General features: G+C 66.6%; 15 protein-coding genes and 1 riboswitch. Of the genes, 12 read left to right on the forward strand and 3 right to left on the reverse strand.

The features are described 5' to 3' along the window. Window positions 1-47: 47 nt before the first annotated feature. On the reverse strand, window positions 48-761 hold the full coding sequence (locus tag FHS94_RS05845; protein ID WP_343055198.1) for a FadR/GntR family transcriptional regulator: 714 nt from the start codon (window positions 759-761) through the stop codon (window positions 48-50). A 332-nt stretch (window positions 762-1,093) separates the two neighbouring features. On the opposite strand from FHS94_RS05845, the gene FHS94_RS05850 reads away from it, so the two are divergent. The 5 genes from FHS94_RS05850 to FHS94_RS05870 all read left to right on the forward strand — a co-directional run bounded on the left by FHS94_RS05850 (window position 1,094) and on the right by FHS94_RS05870 (window position 10,653). Then, window positions 1,094-2,533: an alpha-N-arabinofuranosidase gene (locus FHS94_RS05850; protein ID WP_184055953.1), complete on the forward strand. Its 1,440-nt coding sequence runs from the start codon at window positions 1,094-1,096 to the stop codon at window positions 2,531-2,533. Between the two features lie 19 nt (window positions 2,534-2,552). Then, on the forward strand, window positions 2,553-4,904 hold the full coding sequence (locus tag FHS94_RS05855) for a glycoside hydrolase family 95 protein (RefSeq protein ID WP_246348385.1): 2,352 nt from the start codon (window positions 2,553-2,555) through the stop codon (window positions 4,902-4,904). 14 nt (window positions 4,905-4,918) lie between these two features. After that, window positions 4,919-5,983, forward strand: coding sequence for an alpha/beta hydrolase (locus tag FHS94_RS05860; RefSeq protein WP_246348386.1), 1,065 nt, complete (start codon window positions 4,919-4,921; stop codon window positions 5,981-5,983). A 56-nt stretch (window positions 5,984-6,039) separates the two neighbouring features. Beyond that, on the forward strand, window positions 6,040-7,893 hold the full coding sequence (locus FHS94_RS05865) for an NPCBM/NEW2 domain-containing protein (RefSeq protein ID WP_184055959.1): 1,854 nt from the start codon (window positions 6,040-6,042) through the stop codon (window positions 7,891-7,893). Window positions 7,894-8,067: 174 nt separating this feature from the next. Continuing rightward, on the forward strand, window positions 8,068-10,653 hold the full coding sequence (locus FHS94_RS05870; protein ID WP_343055186.1) for a PAS domain-containing protein: 2,586 nt from the start codon (window positions 8,068-8,070) through the stop codon (window positions 10,651-10,653). Here FHS94_RS05870 and FHS94_RS05875 read toward each other — a convergent pair. Then, window positions 10,650-11,048 (reverse strand): winged helix-turn-helix transcriptional regulator, encoded by a 399-nt coding sequence (locus FHS94_RS05875; RefSeq protein ID WP_184055633.1) that lies wholly within the window; start codon window positions 11,046-11,048, stop codon window positions 10,650-10,652. The two genes, FHS94_RS05870 and FHS94_RS05875, sit on opposite strands and share 4 nt — an antisense overlap. An 87-nt stretch (window positions 11,049-11,135) precedes the next feature. Here FHS94_RS05875 and FHS94_RS05880 point away from each other — a divergent pair, with 87 nt between their 5' ends. Both FHS94_RS05880 and FHS94_RS05885 read left to right on the forward strand, forming a co-directional pair. Continuing rightward, on the forward strand, window positions 11,136-11,870 hold the full coding sequence (locus FHS94_RS05880; RefSeq protein WP_184055635.1) for an SDR family NAD(P)-dependent oxidoreductase: 735 nt from the start codon (window positions 11,136-11,138) through the stop codon (window positions 11,868-11,870). Window positions 11,871-11,997: 127 nt separating this feature from the next. Then, window positions 11,998-12,957, forward strand: coding sequence for a Gfo/Idh/MocA family protein (locus tag FHS94_RS05885; RefSeq protein ID WP_184055637.1), 960 nt, complete (start codon window positions 11,998-12,000; stop codon window positions 12,955-12,957). 4 nt (window positions 12,958-12,961) lie between these two features. Here the strand turns inward: FHS94_RS05885 and FHS94_RS05890 are convergent, their stop codons facing one another. Further along, window positions 12,962-13,738, reverse strand: a complete 777-nt coding sequence (locus FHS94_RS05890; protein WP_246348410.1) for an ABC transporter substrate-binding protein — start codon at window positions 13,736-13,738, stop codon at window positions 12,962-12,964. 76 nt (window positions 13,739-13,814) lie between these two features. Between FHS94_RS05890 and FHS94_RS05895 the strand changes: the two genes are divergently transcribed. The 5 genes from FHS94_RS05895 (at window position 13,815) to FHS94_RS05915 (ending at window position 18,867) form a co-directional block, all read left to right on the forward strand. Continuing rightward, window positions 13,815-14,810 (forward strand): FecCD family ABC transporter permease, encoded by a 996-nt coding sequence (locus tag FHS94_RS05895; RefSeq protein WP_184055641.1) that lies wholly within the window; start codon window positions 13,815-13,817, stop codon window positions 14,808-14,810. After that, complete coding sequence (locus FHS94_RS05900) at window positions 14,804-15,580, forward strand: ATP-binding cassette domain-containing protein (RefSeq protein ID WP_184055643.1); 777 nt, start codon at window positions 14,804-14,806, stop codon at window positions 15,578-15,580. Before FHS94_RS05895 ends, FHS94_RS05900 begins: the two co-directional genes overlap by 7 nt. Window positions 15,581-15,601: 21 nt before the next feature. Beyond that, window positions 15,602-15,786, forward strand: a riboswitch (cobalamin riboswitch). A gap of 103 nt (window positions 15,787-15,889) precedes the next feature. Beyond that, window positions 15,890-17,869, forward strand: coding sequence for a TonB-dependent receptor plug domain-containing protein (locus FHS94_RS05905; RefSeq protein WP_184055645.1), 1,980 nt, complete (start codon window positions 15,890-15,892; stop codon window positions 17,867-17,869). Continuing rightward, window positions 17,844-18,410 carry a hypothetical protein gene (locus tag FHS94_RS05910; protein ID WP_184055646.1) on the forward strand — a complete coding sequence of 189 codons (567 nt, stop codon included), beginning with the start codon at window positions 17,844-17,846 and terminating at the stop codon, window positions 18,408-18,410. Before FHS94_RS05905 ends, FHS94_RS05910 begins: the two co-directional genes overlap by 26 nt. 31 nt (window positions 18,411-18,441) lie before the next feature. Next, entirely contained in the window at window positions 18,442-18,867 is a 426-nt protein-coding gene (locus tag FHS94_RS05915) for a hypothetical protein (protein WP_184055648.1), read from the forward strand. The last annotated feature ends 27 nt before the right edge of the window (window positions 18,868-18,894 follow it).

An 18,894-nucleotide genomic window follows, 5' to 3' on the forward strand; every position in this document is an offset into this window, starting at 1 on the left:
GCGACCAAACCGGCCAGTGTCAAGCGAACGCTGGTCGAATACGGGTGCTAGACGTCCATTGCGGCCCGCGTGTCGTCCAGAGCCAACTGGACCAGCGCGCCCATGGCTTGCCCGGCCGCTTCAGCATCGCCGGCAGCGATGGCGTCGAACACCCGCACATGGTCGGGAATAGGATCACGGGGCAGGGCACGCGCGCGTTGCTTGAACGAAGTGGTCCAGCTGACCGCCGCGCCGATGCTTGCGCTAAGGAACATCAATGCGTCGTTTCGCGTCGCCCCGAGCAAAGCGGCGTGGAATTCGCGATCAGCGATGCGGCCCTGTTCGGTGGCCAGGGTATGACGACGCATGGCGGTCAGTGCGGCCTTCATCAGCTTCACGTCGTCGCGGGTTCGCCGCTCGGCGGCAAGGCGCGCAGCACCGGGTTCGATGATGGCTCGTAATTCAAACAGGCTGCGGACCAGTTGCACGTCCGGTTCGCCCGAGAAGGCCCAGGCCAGTACATCGGGATCCAGCAGGTTCCACCGGTCGCGCGGCAGCACGCGTGTGCCGGTCTTGGGCCGGCTTTCGACCAGCCCCTTGGCGGCGAGCGTCTGCAAAGCCTCGCGAAAGGCGGTGCGGGACACGTTCAGGGCTTCGGCGAACGCCACTTCGCCCGACAATGTCGTGCCCGGCGGATATTCCCCGGCCAGAATGGCGGTGCCAAGCTTGAAGGCGATGGCGCCGCGATAGCGCCGGCCAGTGTCGCGTGGTCCCTTCGAGATGGGGGTATCGAGGGATGGCGCTAAGGCGTCGGGGTCGATCTTACTCTCCTGCACGATGCCCGCTTAGCATTGCCTTATCTTACGGGCCATGAAAAGCGCAGCGCGCGTTGACTTGGCGCTGTCCAACAAATACTCGTCGCAGGTGGCCGGCGTGCTGGTCGCTGAACGAGATCAAGAACAGGGAGAGTATTGTGCTGAAGCGTTGGGGTCTCTCCTTGTGCCTGTCCGTGGCAAGCCTCGCTCTTGCCTCCCCGGCTTTGTCGCAGTCGACGGCAGCGCCCGCGCCGGGAAGTGCCACCGCTACCCTCCGCGCGGATCAGCCAGGGCCGCGGATGCACCGCGACGTGTTCGGCCAGTTTGCCGAGCATCTGGGCCACGGCATCTATGACGGCATATGGGTCGGCCCGCGTTCGCGCATTCCGAATGATGCCGGCTACCGCCGCGACGTGCTGGACGCGCTGAAGGCGATCAACGTGCCCATGGTGCGCTGGCCCGGTGGCTGTTTCGCGGACGAATATCATTGGCGTGACGGCATCGGCCCGGCGTCCAAGCGCCCGGTCAAGGTCAACACCAACTGGGGCGGGATTAACGAAGATAACAGCTTCGGCACGCATGAATTCATGGGCTTCGTCGAACGCCTTGGCGCGAAGGCCTATGTGTCGGCCAATGTCGGCAGCGCACCGCCATCCGAAACCGCGCAATGGGTCGAGTATATCACCGCGCCCGCCAACACGTCCGTGCTCGCCAAGGAGCGCGGGAAGAACGGACATGCGGGTCCCTGGAAGCTCCAATATCTGGGCATCGGCAACGAGCTGTGGGGTTGCGGCGGCAACATGCGCGCGGAATATGCGGCAGACCTGACCAACCGCTATGCCCAGTTCGCCAAGTCAGCGAACGGCCCGATGCTGAAGATCGCGAGCGGGCCGAGCGACGAAAATTACGAGTGGACGCGCGACCTGATGCGCATCGCCGGCAAGAACATCGATGGCTTGGCGCTGCACTATTATACTCGCCCGCGCGACAAGGACTGGAACGACAAGGGTCCTGCGATCGGCTTTTCCGAGCGGGAATGGGCGACCACCATGGCGCACACGCTGCGCATGGAGGAGTTCATCACCAAGCACTCCAAGATCATGGATGAAACCGACCCCGCGAAGAAGGTCATGCTGGCGGTGGATGAATGGGGAACCTGGTACGACCCGACGCCGGGCACCAACCCGGGGTTCCTGATGCAGCAGAACTCGCTGCGGGACGCGGTGGTCGCGGGGCTCAACCTCAACATCTTCGCACACCATGCCGACCGCGTCCGCATGGCGGCAATCGCGCAGATGGTGAATGTGCTCCAGGCGATGCTGCTGACCGATGGGCCTCGCATGGTGAAGACGCCGACCTACCACGTGTTCGATCTGTACAAGCCGTGGCAGGACGCAACGACGCTGCCGATCGAGGTAACGTCGCCCTGGTATCACCTGGACGAGGTGGCGGTGCCCGCCGTCAGCGCATCGGCGGTGAAGGATGCGGCCGGGCGTGTGCATGTCGCGCTGGTGAACCTCGACCCCAATCGCGCTGTACCACTTTCGGTTGCGATACAGGGTGTGCAGGCAAGCACCGCGAGCGGACGGATCATCACGGCCGCAACCATGGACGCGCACAACAGCTTCGACCAGCCGAACGCAGTGGCCCCGGCGCCGTTTAACGGGGCGCAGGTGGCGAACGGTGCGCTCACCGTCACGCTTCCGGCCAAGTCGGTCGTCGTCCTCGACCTGCAATGATCGCGTGAGCGCTTCGGACATGTCACCTCCTGCCGGCCTGACCCGGCGTGCGGTGATGGAGGGCGGCGTGGCGGTGGCGGGGGCTGCCGCTCTCGCCGGCCCGGCCGAGGGTGCAGGCGGACGCGGCGACCGCCTCTGGTACCAACAGCCGGCGACCGCGTGGACGGAAGCGCTGCCCGTCGGAAACGGCCGGCTTGGCGCGATGGTCTTCGGCGGCACGGCGCAGGAGCGGTTGCAACTCAACGAGGACACGTTCTGGGCGGGCGGGCCGTACAATCCCGTCAACACCGACGCGCGCGCTGCCCTGCCCGAAGTGCGCCGCTTGATAGCTGCGGGCCGTTATGCCGAGGCGCAAACGCTCGCCAACGAGCGCGTGATGGCCAGGCCGCTCAAGCAGATGCCTTACCAGACCATCGGCGACCTGCTGATCGACAGGGCGGGAGCACATGCCTCAGCGGCGGTGAGCGGCTATTATCGCGAGCTCGACCTCGATGCAGCGATCGCAACGACGCGCTTCACCGCCGACGGCATCACGTTCGAACGGCAGGTCATCGCGTCGCCCATCGATCAGGTCATTGCCATCCGCATCACAGCCAGCCGCCACGGCGCAATCGACATCGACCTGTCGTTCCGTACGTCTCAGGCTTCCCGCGTTGTTGCGACCGATCGGCAGCTTTCGCTGCAAGGCACTGGCCCCGACCGGCTCGGCATCAAGGGCGCGCTCCGCTTCGCGGTACAATTGCGCGTGTTGCCGGTTGGCGGACGGGTGATCGCGGCCCGCGACCGATTGCAGGTTCGGGGGTCCGATGAAGTTGTTCTGCTTCTCGCCATGGCGACCAGCTTCCGCCGGTTCGATGATCTTGGGGGAGAGCCCGGGTCGATCGTCGCAGGGCAACTCGACCGGGCGAGCCGGCGGCCGTTCGCGGACCTGTCGCGCGATGCCACAAGCGCCCACCGCCAGCTATACCGACGCGTTCGCCTGGATCTGGGGACGAGCGACGCTACGGCCTTGCCGACCGATCGCCGTATTGTGGCGGCGCAAACGCGCGACGATCCGGGGCTGGCGGCGCTGTATTTCGATTTCGCCCGCTACCTGCTGATCTGTTCCTCCCGGCCCGGCACGCAGCCGGCAAACCTTCAGGGCATATGGAACGATAGCCCGGACCCGCCCTGGGACTCCAAGTACACGATCAACATCAACACGGAGATGAACTACTGGCCGGCGGAAGTTGCCGCCCTCCCGGAGTGCGTCGAGCCGCTGGTCGCGATGGTGCGCGATCTGGCTGTCACGGGCGAGCGTACCGCGCGTGAGATGTACGGCGCGCGCGGCTGGGTGGCGCATCACAACACCGACCTGTGGCGCGCGACCGCACCGATCGACGGCGCGCAATGGGGGCTGTGGCCAACCGGCGGCGCGTGGCTGTGCATGCATTTGTGGGACCACTACGATTATGGCCGGGACCGCGCGTTCCTGGCTAGCGTATACCCGCTGATGAAGGGGGCCGCGACCTTCTTCCTCGACACGCTGGTGACCGATCCCGCGACGGGACGATTGATGACCAGCCCGTCGCTGTCGCCTGAAAATGCGCATCCGATGGGCGCGTCGATCTGCGCGGGGCCGGCGATGGATCAGCAGATCCTGCGCGACCTGTTCGACCGGACCGCCAGGGCCGCCGCGATCCTGAACACGGACGCCGACTTCGCGGCAGAGGTCACCGCGGCCCGCGCCCGGCTCGCGCCCGACAAGATCGGGGCGCAGGGGCAGTTGCAGGAATGGCAGGCCGACTGGGATGCTGGCGCACCCGAGCCGAAGCACCGGCACGTGTCGCATCTTTACGGCCTGTTCCCGAGCGAGCAGATCGACATGGACGCGACACCCGCACTGGCCGCTGCCGCGCGCCGTTCGCTGGAACTACGCGGCGATGAGTCGACTGGCTGGGCGACCGCGTGGCGCGCGGCGCTGTGGGCGCGGCTGCGCGATGGCGAGCACGCGCACCGCATCCTGCGATTCCTGTTAGGTCCGGGCCGCACCTATCCTAATATGTTCGACGCACACCCGCCCTTTCAGATCGACGGTAACTTCGGCGGCGCACGCGCAATGGCAGAGATGCTGCTGCAGAGCCGGGGCGATGACATCCTGCTCTTGCCCGCGCTGCCTTCGGCTTGGCCGACCGGGTCGGTCAGCGGCCTGCGCGCGAGGGGACGGTGCCGGGTCGACCTGAACTGGCGCGGTGGCAGTCTTCGTGAGGTCGTGTTGACCGCTGACGAACCGGGCGAGCGGGTGGTTCGGTACGGCACGACACGCCAGACGGTGCAATTGCTGCCCGGTACTCCCGTGCGGCTGAGCGCAGCGGAACTGACAGGCGCATGAAAAGGGGAACACACATGGCTATGGGCTGGATGCGAACGGGAATTGCGCTGGCAGCGTTGTTGACGGCGGCGGCGCCGGCACAGGTGGCGACCAACGTCCCGGCTCCCGTCGCGAATGCAAAACCGGTCACGATCGAACGGATCAAGGTGCACTCGCCCGCGCTGGAGGGCAGTTTGGAAGGGGATTCGGCGGCTCGCGACGTGATGGTCGTACTGCCGCCCGGCTACGGCCTCAACCGAAGCCGCCGTTACCCGGTGCTCTACGCACTTCATGGTTACTCGATCGGGGCGGAGCAGTGGACACGCGAGATCCATGTGCCGCAGACGATCGAGGGCGCATTTGCCAAGGGCGCGGGTGAGTTCATCGTCGTGCTGCCCGACAGCAAGACGGTGCATAACGGGTCAATGTATTCGAGCTCGGTCACGACCGGCGACTTTGAGACATTTATCGCCCGCGATCTGGTTCGCTACATCGACGGTCATTACCGCACGCTTGCCGACCGCCGCAGCCGCGGGCTCGCCGGGCACTCGATGGGCGGCTATGGCACGACCCGGATCGGGCTCAAGCACCCCGACGTCTTTGGCGCGCTCTACATGATGAGCCCGTGCTGTTTGTCCGCGCGATCGGCCGCACAGATCGACACGGCGATGATCGAGCGGTTGGGGAAACTCACGTCGCCCAAGCAATCTGAAGGGCTGCCCTTCATGGATCGCGCCACGCTGGCCAGCGCCGCCGCCTGGTCACCCAATCCCGCCCGTGCGCCGCTGTATCTCGACCTGCCGGTGAAGGACGGTGCGGTGCAGCCCGACGTGCTCGCGCGCTGGGCGGCTAACGCGCCGCTCGCCATGGTCGACCAATATGTTGGCAACCTGCGCCGTTATGCCGCGATTGCTATCGACGTTGGTGACCGCGACGGCCTGCGCGATGACGCTCGCACGCTGCACGAGGCGCTGGATCGTTATCGCATCGCCAACAGCTTCGAGGTTTATTCAGGCGACCACACCAGCGGCGTCGCTGGCCGTTTCCAGGATCACGTCATGCCCTTCTTTTCCGAGCATCTCGTCGGGGCCACAAAGTGACGCGCGCGCGTTTGTTCGGCCTTTTCGGCACCGCCCTGTCGCTTGCCGCGCCGGCGATGGCCTTCGCGCAGGCTGCGGACCCGCTTGCGCCGACTGGCCAGTGGAGCGCCAACACGGCGGGACAGGCGGCAACGCCCGTGATGGGCTGGAACTCCTGGAACGCCTTCAACAGCGACGTGGACGAGGAGAAGGTGCTCGCTTCTGCCCAGGCTCTGGTCACCACCGGACTAGCCAAGCAGGGCTACAGATACGTCAACATCGACGATGGCTGGTGGCTGCGGCGGCGGCAGCCCGATGGCCGCCTGATGATCCGGGCCGAGCGCTTTCCTTCCGCGAAAGTGAAGGGGGTTGCTGATCCCAGCTTCCGCCCGCTCACGACCAAGCTGCACGCGATGGGGCTGAAGGCCGGCATCTATTCGGACATCGGCCGCAACACCTGCGGCCAGATCTATACGCCCGACTTCAAGAACCAGCCGGAAGGCAGCGTGGCGGAGCGGGAGGTCGGGCTGTACGGCCACACCGACCAGGACATCCGCCTCTTCTTCGCCGATTGGGGATTCGACCTGATCAAGGTGGACGGGTGCGGGATACGCGGCCTGCCCGCCGATGCGCCGCGTGTGCAAAACGGGCTTTACCGCGCGCTGACGCCGCTGGTCGACATGCAATCGCTCGGCCGCACCAATGTGCCGGCGGTGCAGGCATTGTATCGCGATGTCGCGAGCGCGCTGCGTCGCTACAATCCCGACGGCGACTATGTCCTGTCGCTTTGCCTGTGGGGCTCTTCCGACGTGCGCGCCTGGGGCAAGGACATGGGCAACACCTCCCGCACCAGCGATGACATCACGCCGCACTGGACGCGGATGCTGACCAACTTTGATACCGCCGCGACGCGATCGCTGTATGCGCATCCGGGCTCGTGGAACGATGCGGACATGCTGTTCGTCGGCACGGGCGACTTCGACGCCAATCACCTGACGGAAGCGCGCTCGCATTTCGCGCTGTGGGCGATGATCAACTCGCCGCTGATCATCGGCTTCGACCTGCGGAAGCTGACGCCGGAGTTGCAGGCGATCTTTGGCAATGGCGACCTTATCGCGCTGAACCAGGATCCTGCCGGCAATCAGGCGGTGATCGCATACCAGTCTGATGATTACCAACTGCTGGTGAAGACGCTGGCGAACGGCGACAAGGCAGCCGCGCTGTTCAACCGCAGCGCCGCGCCGACTGACGTCGTGCTGACCGCGGCGCAGTTGAAAATGAGCGACGGTGCACCCGTCCAGCTGACCGATCTGTGGAGCAAGGCCCGCAGCAGCTTCACCAAGGAACAAGGTTTCAACTTGGCGCCGCACGAAACCAGGGTCTTCCGTGTCAGCGGCACGCGGCGGCTGCCCAACGGGCTGTTCCTGTCCGAACAGCCCGGCAGCGTGAACCCGGCGGTGGACGGCGTTACCGTGCCGCGGGCAGACCCCACGATCCACCATTCGGTCACCAGCTGGTTCGGTTCGCGCGGACCGGGCGAACATGTTCAATATGGCGGCTGGGGCGGCGCGCAGCCGGATCGTGCCGCTTACGGGCAGACGATGCGGGTGGCGGGAACGCTGTACGACACCGGCATCGGCCTCCTTGCGGGATCGCGGTTGGAGGTGCGCAACAAGGGCTTCAGGCGCTTTACGGCAAAGGTAGGCATTGACGACTCTTCGCTCGCGGCAAGCGGGCCTGTGCAGTTCGAGGTCTATGGCGACGGCAAGCTTCTCGCCTCCTCTCAGCCGATGCGGTTCGACCAGGCTGCGCAGCCGATCAGCGCCGATGTGAGCAAGGTTCGCATTGTCGAACTCGTCGCGCGGCCGGTCACGGCGAGGCAGGGCGACGGGCCAGCAGTCGCCTGGGCAGACGCAGCTCTGACCCGCTAACGTCTGGCAGGGGACAGTGACCTTGGCCTCCTGCATCAACGGCCTGCCGCCGCGACAGGGGCAAGCAGTCGGTTGAAACTAAGCAGCCGGATCAGGCCTTTGTGCGACGTTTAATGACTTTTGCGCAGCCGTTTGGCCGTTTACAGCGGTTGCGATCGACACAAAAGGTTGCCCGTGCCCAACAGACAATCTTCGGAAGAGAGCCTCCGCGAGGAGCAGCGGATCTCAACGGAAATCGCGGGACTGGACCGTCATACTGACCCGTTCGTAGCGGCGGTTCACGCGACGCGCATGCCGATGATCATCACCAACCCCCGGCTGCACGACAATCCGATCGTCTTCGCGAATGACTCGTTTTGCGCCCTGACCGGTTACACTCGCGGTGAGCTTCTGGGTCGCAATTGCCGCTTCCTCCAGGGACCGGAAACCGATCCCCGTACGGTGCAACAGATCAGGGATGCCGTAGAACGGGCCGAACCGCTCGAGATCGACGTGCGCAACCATCGCAAGGACGGCACGTCGTTCTGGAACCGGCTGCTGTTTGCGCCCGTCTATGATGCCGACCAGCAGCTCGCCTACTTCTTTGCCAGCCAGATGGACGTGACGCTGGAGCGTGAGCGGCTGGCGGGGCTGGAAAGCAGCAATGCAGCGCTGATGGCTGAACTGACCGAACGGTTGCGGACGCAAAAGGAGCGCGAGCGCGAGCTCGATTTCGCGCTCAAGGTCGGACGCTTTGGCACCTGGACCATAGACCTTACCGAACGCACGCTGACGTCGTCCGACCAGTGCAAGGCCTTGTTCGGCCTTGCTCCCGACGCGCCGTTCACGCTCGAGGATCGCATGGCCGCGATCGTCGACGAGGATCGGGAGCGCGCGCGCGCGGCGCTTGACCGCACCATCGCGATCGGCGCGGATTACGAGGTTGAATACCAGATCAGGACGCCCGACGGCATCCAACGCTGGCTGACGTCGCGCGGCCAGCCCTTTTTCGATGCGGACGGGCGGCCCCTGCGCCTGACGGGGGTGTCGTTGGACCTGACGGCGGTGAAGCGGGCCGAGCTGCGCCGGTTGGCGCTGGCTGAACTTGGCGACAAGCTGCGCGATCTCGACGACGCGGTCGACATCTCCTTTGTTGCGGCCCAGGTGATCGGGCGGACGCTGGAGGTGTCGCGCGCCGGCTACGGCAGCGTCGACGCGGTGGCCGAAACCATCACCATTGAACGCGACTGGAATGCGGAAGGCGTCGTCACTCTTGCGGGCACGCTCTCCTTTCGCGACTACGGTTCCTATATCGAGGATATCAATCGCGGGGAGACGGCGGTCGTAACAGACGCCCGGACCGATCCGCGCACGATGGCAAGCGCTTCGGCGCTGGAAGCTATATCGGCCCGCTCGTTCATCAACATGCCCGTGATCGAACAGGGGGAGACCGTGGCCCTCCTGTTCGTCAATCACGAGGCGCCCCGGGTCTGGCAGCCAGAAGATATCCAGTTCCTGAGCGAGGTCGCTGGCCGTACCAGGGCCGCGGTGGAGCGCCGCCGTGCGGAGCGTGAGCTCGCGGAACTCGCGGCGTCGCTCGAACGTCAAGTGACAGAGCGCACTGCCGAGCTGATGACCGCCGAAGAGGCGCTGCGCCAGTCGCAGAAGATGGAGGCCGTGGGTCAGCTTACCGGCGGCCTTGCGCACGATTTCAACAATCTCCTGACCGTGATCCGCGGCTCCGTCGACCTGTTGCGCCGGAACGATATCAGCGAGGATCGTCGGCAGCGCTATATCGACGCCATTGCCGACACCGCCGATCGTGCGTCGCGCCTGACCAGTCAGTTGCTCGCCTTTGCCCGGCGGCAGGCACTGAAGCCCGAGGCGTTCGACGCCGGCGAGAGTGTCAACGCGATCCAGCCGATGATCCGCACGTTGCTCGGCTCCCGCGTTGCGGTGCAGATGGAGCTGCCCGACGCGCCGTGCGTGGTCTGCGCCGATCGCAGCCAGTTCGATACGGCGCTGGTCAACCTTGCTGTCAACGCGCGCGACGCGATGGACGGGGAAGGAACACTAAGCATCGCCGTCGGGGTGGCGGATGCCATGCCCGCCGTGCGCGCGCATCCCGCGGTAAAGGGCCGCTACGTGACCATTATGGTCCGTGACACGGGTACCGGCATCGAGGCGGACAAGATCGACAAGATCTTTGAACCCTTTTTCACCACTAAAGGGGTGGGTGAGGGCACCGGACTGGGGCTCAGCCAGGTATTCGGCTTTACCAAGCAGTCGGGCGGCGAGGTCCTGGTCGACAGCGAGGAAGGGCGGGGCGCAACCTTCACCATGTACCTGCCCGCCTTTGACGGGACGGCGGAGGCCGCCACAACGACGGCCGACGCTTCACCCGCACTGGCGGAGGGGGCGTGCATCCTGGTCGTGGAGGACAATCCAGAGGTCGGTGAATTCGCGACCGAGGCACTGACCGAGATGGGCTACAACACGGTGCTGGCCACCAATGGCCAGGAAGCGCTGAACCATCTGGCGAGCGATGCTCGCTTCGACGTGGTTTTCTCGGACGTGGTGATGCCTGGCCTGACCGGGGTCGAACTGGGCCAGGAGATCCAGCGGCGTCATCCGGGGCTGCCGGTAATCCTGACCAGCGGTTACAGCCGGGTGCTCGCGTCTGGCGGCGCACATGGCTTCGAGCTTCTGCACAAGCCGTATTCGATCGAGGAACTCGCGCGGGTGCTACGAAAGATCTCTGACTCTCCCGCTGCCAGCTAAGCGACCGGCAGCTGGGCGTCCGCCGGCTCGCGGGACCATTGCTCCCGTTCGGCCAGCACGCGCCCGACCTCGACCATGTTGTCGCTGCCCCAGGCGCACAAGGGGGCGAGCGCGCCGGCCAGGCTGCGGCCGAGCGGCGTCAGCGTGTAATCCACCCGCGGGGGCACTTCCTTGTAGTCATGGCGGTGAACGATGCCGTCCGCCTCCAGCTCCTTGAGCTGCTGGATCAGCATCTTGTCGCTTACGCCCTTCACCGCACGCCTGAGTTCGCCATACCGGTTCGATGACAGCGACAGGAAGTACACGATCAGCGGCTTCCACTTGCCCGCAATAATGCGGAGCGTCGCGTCCAGCCCGCAGGTGAAGCTCGGCTCGATTGAGGAATTTTCTGCCATGGCCTGATACTTACTAAAAGGTGCATACTTGTTCAATAGTTGGTGCCCCGCCAGCTAGGCGGCTCCTGAAGATAAGGAGTTTGAAGCATGGACAGATTGGCAGGCAGAATCGCGGTGGTGACGGGTGGTGGTTCGGGCATCGGGCTCGCATCGGCACGACGCTTCATTGAGGAGGGCGCGACAGTTTACCTTTTCGGGCGGCGTCAGGACGCACTGGACGCGGCCGTCGCCTCGCTCGGGGATCGCGCGCGCGCCGTGCAGGGTTCCGTCACCGACCAGGCCGACCTTGACCGCCTGTTTGCGACGGTGAAGGACGAGGCGGGGCACCTCGACATCCTGTTCGCCAACGCTGGCGGGGGTTCGTTCGCGCCGCTGGGGCGGATTACGCGCGAACAGTACGACGCGACCTTCGACGTCAACGTGAAGGGACTGATCTTCACGGTCCAGGGTGGCCTTCCGCTGATGCGCGCGGGTGGTTCGATCATCCTGACCGGATCGACCACGGGAGAAATGGGAACGCCGCAGTTCAGCATCTACAGCGCGACAAAGGGCGCGGTTCGCAATCTGGCGCGCAGCTGGGCGCAGGACCTGCGCGGTACCGGCATTCGCGTCAACGTCCTCTCACCTGGACCGACCCGCACCGACCTGGCGCTAGAGGTCGTTGGCGAGGCAGAGTTCGAAGCGCTGGGCGCTACGACCCCGCTCGGTCGTTTGGGAGAACCCAGCGAAACCGCCGGCGCGGCTGCGTTCCTGGCGTCGGACGACAGCAGCTACATGACCGGTAGCGAAATCTTCGTCGACGGTGGTCTGGCGCAGATATGATGGATCAACCGGGCGGGGGATGCCTCGCCCGGTCAGGCCGCGCCAGGATCGCCAATTCGTGCCAGTGGACAGGTTCGGACGCCCGTTCTAGCACCCTGCCCGGATAGCGCGCCAAGGGAGCGGAGTGATGGCCAGCACGGTTGGGAATGCAGCGCCGGGTAAACCGATCGCGATCGCGGTTGTTGGCATCGGCAAGATCGCGCGGGACCAGCACCTGCCGACGATCGCCGGCAACGATCGCTTCCGGTTTGCCGCGACGGTGTCGCTGAGTGGCGCAAACGAAGGCGTGCCGACATTCAAAACGATTCCGGAGATGGTTGCAGCGTGTCCGGACGTGAGCGCGGTGGCAATCTGCACTCCGCCCCGCGGCCGGCTTGCCCTCATACGCGAAGCACTGGCGCATGGGCTCGACGTGCTCGTTGAAAAGCCGCCCGCCGCGACGCTGAGTGAGGCCGAAGCGATTGCAGCGGCCGCATCGGGCAGCGGGCGTGTCCTTTATGCAACCTGGCATTCGCGCGCTGCTCCGGGCGTTGAGCCTGCCCGCGAGTGGGTGAGCGGGCGCAACCTCGACAAGGTCACCGTTGCCTGGAAGGAGGACGTTCGCGTCTGGCATCCGGGCCAGGAATGGATCTGGGAGCCGGGCATCGGTGTGTTCGATCCCGGCATCAACGCCCTGTCGATCCTGACCCGCGTTCTGCCCGCGCCGTTGCTGCTGGATGAGGCGACGCTGGGCTTCCCCGAAAACAAGGCTGCCCCGATCGAGGCGGCCCTGAAGCTGACCGACGCGGCGGGCGTGCCGGTGGAGGTCGACTTCAACTTCGACCAGCGCGGCCCCCAGACCTGGGAAATCGCGATCACCAGCGGTGACGATACGCTGCGCCTGACCCATGGCGGGGGTAAGATGGAGTTGAACGCAGTCGAACAGCCATTGAGCAGCGAGGGTGAGTATCCACGCCTTTACGCCCGGTTCGCCGAACTCATCGATGCACGGCAGAGTGAAGTCGACCTGTCGCCTTTTCGCCTGGTGGCCGACGCCTTTCTGCTCGGTCGCCGGACCACGCTTGCCGCGTTCGACTGGAACGGCTGATCGGTCAGCGCTGCCGGGCGAGCTGGCGGGACAGGCTTTCGGCCGCAAGCACATAGGCCGGTCCCCCACATACTGTCCACGCTTGCGGCAGGCGCAGACGCGGCGTGGAGCGGAGAACGGGGTGGTGCAGCATCTCCGTTCCCTGGTCGACCACGCCCTCGCTGTCGCTCTCGATCAGCAGGAAGTCTGGGCGGGCCAGCGCCATTTGTTCGAGCGGCACCCGCGCCAGCATCGGCTTGCCCAGTCGGGCGGCAAGGTTGACCAGCCCGACGCGCATCATCAGTTCGTCGGTCAGGGTCCCCGTGCCGGTCAGGTATCCGCGCCGCTGGTACGAGGCGGCGATCCGGCCCCGGCCCGTGCGGGCGATGCGGGCCAGCCGCGCGTCCATGCGGCGGATCAGCGCCTCGCCACGGTCGGGATGCCCCACGGCTGCCGCGACCGTACGCACCTGCCCGACGATGTCGGCATAGCGATCGGCCGGGGGCAGATCGACCTCCACATACCGGCCGCGCAGGTGCGCCATGGTGGCGCTGCTTGTGCCGGGGCTGGCGAGCAGCAGATCGGGCCGCAATGCCAGCACCGCCTCCGCCGCCCCGCGCGCAACGGGAAGCGTTGCCGCTCGCCGAGCCACCGCCGACATGGCCGGATCGCGCGACAGGTCGGTCAGCGCGGCGATCTGGCCGGGGTCCGCCAGCGCCACCAGCAACTGGTCGGCGCAGAGGTTTAGCGACACGATCCGGTGGGGGGGCGCGCCAACGGGCGGCGCAGCGCCGAGCAGCATGAGAAAGGCGAGGGCGAACAGGCGGCGCACCCTTTGCCTTTGCCCCGCCGCCCCGCCGCGCGCTAGAGGCCGGATCATGAGGGGCGGGACGAAAGGCTGGCTGTGGCCGGCGCTGATTGCGGCGGTGCTGATCGGGGCCGTGCTGTCAATTGGCGTGGGCAGCGCCGCCATCCCGCCCGCCCGCGCGTTTGCGGCCCTGCTCGGGCGGGGCGACCCGGTAGAGCGCGCGATCTTGGTTGAATTGCGCCTGCCCCGCGCCATGCTGGGTCTCGCTATCGGCGCGATCCTGGGTCTGTCGGGCGCGGCGTTGCAAGGCTACCTGCGCAATCCGCTGGCTGAACCGTCCGTGCTGGGCGCCTCCAACGGCGCGGCACTCGGCGCGGTGGTGGCAATCTATTTCGGGCTGGCGAGTTCGAGCGCGGCGCTGCTGCCATTGCTCGCAATCGCGGGCGCGCTGGTCGCCCTTGCCTTGTTGTCGCTGCTGGCGGGCAGGTCCGAAAGCGCGCTGACCTTGATCCTGGCGGGCGTCGCCGTGTCGACCCTGGCGGGGGCGGGGATCAGCCTGGCGCTGAACCTGTCGCCCAATCCGTTTGCTGCCATGGAGATCACCAATTGGTTGCTCGGCAGTCTGGAAGACCGCGCTTTCAGCCATGTCCTGCTTGCCCTGCCGCCCATCGCGCTGGGTGCGGCGCTGCTCGCCTGGGACGCCCGCGCGTTCGACGCGCTGACATTGGGGGAGGACGGAGCGGCGGCGCTGGGCGTCGACCTCGCGCGGACCCGGCTGCGCGTGCTGCTGGGCATCGGCATCGGCGTTGGTGGCGCGGTGGCGGTCTCAGGCGCGATCGGGTTCGTCGGCTTGATCGTGCCGCATCTGGTGCGCCCGCTGACAGATCGCAGCCCGTCCGCGATCCTGTGGCCCAGCGCGGCGGCAGGCGCGGCATTGCTCCTGCTGGCCGATGTTGCGGTGCGAGTGATACCGACCACCAATGAACTGAAGCTCGGCGTCGTGACCGCTTTCCTTGGCGTCCCCGTGTTCCTTGTCTTCCTGATGCGGGAGCGACGGCTGTGGTGACGCTCGCTGCCGAGCAACTGTCGGTCGCGCTGCGCGGGCGTGAGGTGGTGCGCGGCGTGTCGTTCACGCTGGATGCGGGGCAGTTCGTTGGCGTGCTCGGCCCCAATGGCGCGGGCAAGTCCACCTTGATCCGGGCGCTTCTCGGCCTGCTGCCAGCGAGCGGGCGAGCCCTGCTCAATGGTCAGCCCGTGGCGGCGCTGCCGCGTGCGGCCACCGCGCGCCAGATCGCGTATCTGCCGCAGGGACAGGCGCTGCACTGGCCGCTGAGCGTCGAACGGCTGGTGGCGCTCGGCCGACTGCCCCACCTCGCGCCGTTCTCCCGATTGTCCGCAGCCGATGAAGCTGCCGTCGCGCGCGCCATGCGGCTGGCGGAGGTCGAGCATCTCGCCCATCGCACCGCCACCGAACTGTCTGGCGGTGAGCGCGCCCGCGTGCTGCTGGCCCGCGCGCTGGCGGTCGAGGCGCCCGCGCTGATTGCCGACGAGCCGCTCGCCAGCCTCGATCCCGAACACCAGTTGCACGGCATGGAGCTGTTGCGGGCCCAGGCGCATGGGGGCGGGCTGGTCGTGGCGGTGCTGCACGACCTGGCCCTGGCGGCGCGGTTCTGCGATCGGGTGCTGGTGCTGGTTGACGGTCGCCTGGTCGCGGACGGAGCGCCGCCAACGGTGTTGACGCCTGCGTTGCTGGAGCAGGTGTACCGGGTCCATGCGCGCCTGATCGGCGACCCGCCGGTGCCGGTGATCACCAAACGCATCATCGCTGATCGTTGACGGGACGGCGCGCGGTGCCTAGAGGCCCCGCCCGCGACAGGTTCCCGAAAGGGATCAAAAGGGAACGGGGTTCAAGACCCCGGCTGCCCCTGCAACTGTGAGCGGTGAGCCACCACGCCACATGCCATTGGGAGTTTCTCCTGAGAAGGCGGCGAGGAGGGTGCAGACCCGCAAGCCAGGAGACCTGCCCGTCGCGGTCGTCCTTCGACCGGCCAGGGTGTGCCGGACGGGCGGGGTGTGAACCCGAGTGACGACAAGAATGGCCACGGCGCATCGCGCGCCGGGGCGTGTTGTTGTTCGGGAGTTCGCATGTCCAAATTTTCGTTTCTCGCCGGTCTCGCGCTGATCGCGCCGGCTGCCCTGCACGCGCAGCAGATCGAGGCGCCCCGGCCCGACGCCGCTGCCACCCCGGACGCGACGGAGGCCGGCGACAGCGTCGCTTCGTCGCCCGACACGGTGGTGGTCGTCGCCAATCGCGCGCCGACGTCGATCGATCGTGTGACGGCCTCCGTGACCGTTCTCGACAAGGCGGCGATTGATCGCGCCGGTGATTTCGCCATTGCCGATCTGCTGGTTCGCACGCCGGGCGTCAGCCTGTCGCGCAACGGCGGCTATGGCACCGTCACCTCGCTGCGCATCCGCGGCGCGGAGGCGGACCAGACCGCGGTGGTGATCGACGGCGTGAAGCTGAACGACCCGTCGTCCCCAGGTGGTGGCTTTGATTTCGGCAATCTGCTGACCAACGACGCGACCCGGGTGGAGGTGCTGCGCGGGCCCCAGTCGATCCTGTGGGGCAGCCAGGCCATCGGCGGCGTCGTCAACATCGTCACGCCCCTGCCCGGCGAAACATTGGAGGGCAGCGCCGACGTGGAAGCGGGCAGCCGCGACACGGTGAGCGGCCGCGCCGCGATCGGCGGGCGAACGGGCCCGCTCTCGTTCCGCATCGGCGCACAGGCGTTCACCACCGATGGGATCTCCGCCATCGCACCGGGCTTCGGCGGCGGTGAGCGCGACGGCTATACCAACCAGTCGGTTGCCGGCCGCGCATTGCTGGAACTTGCGCCGGGACTTTCCGCCGATGTCCGCGGCTATTACTCGAACGGGCGCATCGAACTGGACGGCTTCGCCGGCGACAGCTTCGAATATTCTAAGGCTCGCGAGTTCGTCGGCTATGCGGGGCTGAACCTCGACCTGTTCGATGGCCGGTTCCGCAACCGCGTCGGATATGGCTACACCAATGTCGACCGCGACAATTTCGATCCGCAGTCGCAGCCTGACAAAACGTTCGAGTCCAACGGCCGCAACGAGCGTTTCGAATACCAAGGTAGCGTCGCGATCACGAACGGCATCGACGCGACCTTTGGCGCGGAGAACGAGGTCAGCCGATTCCGCAGCGCCTCGCCCGCCTTCGGCACCGCTACCGATCGTGGCCGCGCTGAGGTGACGAGCTTCTACGGCCAGCTCAACGCGACGGTGGCGCAGGGACTGACGCTCACCGGCGGCGTGCGCAACGACGATCATAACCGCTTTGGCAGCCAGACGCTGTTCGCGGCGGGCGGTGTCTATACCGCGCCCTGGGGCACGGTGATCCGCGCTAGCTATTCCGAAGGGTTCAAGGCGCCGACGCTGTACCAGCTCTTTTCCGAGTACGGGAACCAGAGCCTCGATCCCGAGCGCGCCAAAGGCTGGGAGGCAGGCGCCGAGCAACGCTTCCTGGACGGCCGCGTCGCCGTGGGCGCGACCTATTTCGAACGTCGCTCCCGCGACCTGATCAGCTTTGCGAGCTGCTTTGCACCCACGACCGACCCGCTCTGCCTGGTGCCGGGCAGCACCACCGCGCAGCGCTTTGGCTATTACTCGAACATAGCGCGCGCGTTTGCGCACGGCGTGGAGGCGGCGGGCCGTGTCGCGATCACAAGCCGCCTGTTGGTCGACGGCAACTATAGCTGGATCGCCTCGGAAGACCGTTCGGCGGGATCGGCCAGCTTCGGCAACCAGCTTGCGCGCCGTCCGCGCCATAGCTGGAATGCCGGCGCGAGCTATTCGCTCCCTGCAGGCGCCTCGATCGGGGCGAATGTGCGCTGGTCGGGTGAAACGTTCGAAAATGTCAGCAACACGATACGGCTGAAGCCATACACGCTGGTGGACGCCCGCGTCGAACTGCCCGTTCTCACCAATGTCCGCTTGTTCGTGCGCGGCGAAAACCTGTTCGATAGGAAATATCAGACCGCCTATGGCTTCGGAACGCTCGGTCGTAGCATCTATGCCGGTTTCCGTGGTCGCTTCTAACCGGGCGAGCGGGCGGGGCGTCGCGACACTCTGGGTCGCGATGCTTGCCGGGGTCAGCGCAGCGGTGACGCTGGGCCTGGCCTGTGCCACGCCATTCGTGGCATTGGCCGCCTTGGCAGGGATGCGCCTGCGCCTCCGCGACGCTATGGCGCTTATGGTAATCGCCTGGGCATCGAGCCAGCTGATCGGCTTTGCGGTTCTCCATTACCCAAACGATCCGGTCACGATCGCATGGGGCGGGGCGATGTTGAGCGCCGCACTGGCGGCGCTGGGCGCGGCACGCTGGGGCGGGGGAAAGGCGCGGGCCGGCGGCGTTGCGATGGCGACCGGCTTTGGCGCGGGCTTTGTGGCGTACAAGCTTGTGCTGCTCGGCTGGTCCTTCGTGCTGGGCGGCGTCCACACCGCGCTGTCGCCTTACTGGACGGCGCAGCAATTCGGGCGGGAGGCGCTGATACTGGTTGGTCTGGCGACGGGCTGGCGGTTGCTGGTGCGGGCGGGAGTGCCCGCGCCAAAGCTGCCGCTGCTTGACCCGGCGCAGTGACAGAGGTCGCTTGCACGCCTAAGCGGCACGGGTGACCTGGCTTCGCTCCCTTGTTCGGGTTCACCCGTTGCTGGCAGTGCTGCTCGTTACCGCGGCCTTGTTGGTACGGCTTGCTGTGCCCGCGGGCTTCATGCCCGTACCGGGGGGCGGCTTCGCAATCACCATCTGTACAGGGTACGGCCCGCTTTCCCCTGCCACCGCAGTGATGCCGGCCACGCCCCACGCCATGTCCGACATGCACCACGGCAATGCCGGGGATGATGGCGGCAGCGTCGTGTCCAGCCCCTGCGCGTTCGCCGACCTGGCGATGCCCGCCCTGTCGGCCGCCGATCCGGTGCTGCTGGCCGCGGCGCTGTTGTTCATCCTTGCCGCCGCACTGGTCCGCGCGCCGGATCTGCCGGTCCGCGCTTACTCGCGGGTTCGCCCACCGCTCAGGGGTCCGCCGCTCCTCGCCTGATCCGACGTCGTCGTCATTCAGGGCCGG

Origin of the sequence: Sphingomonas aerophila, assembly GCF_014199305.1 — a bacterium.
GTDB classification, from domain to species: Bacteria; Pseudomonadota; Alphaproteobacteria; order Sphingomonadales; family Sphingomonadaceae; genus Sphingomonas; species Sphingomonas aerophila.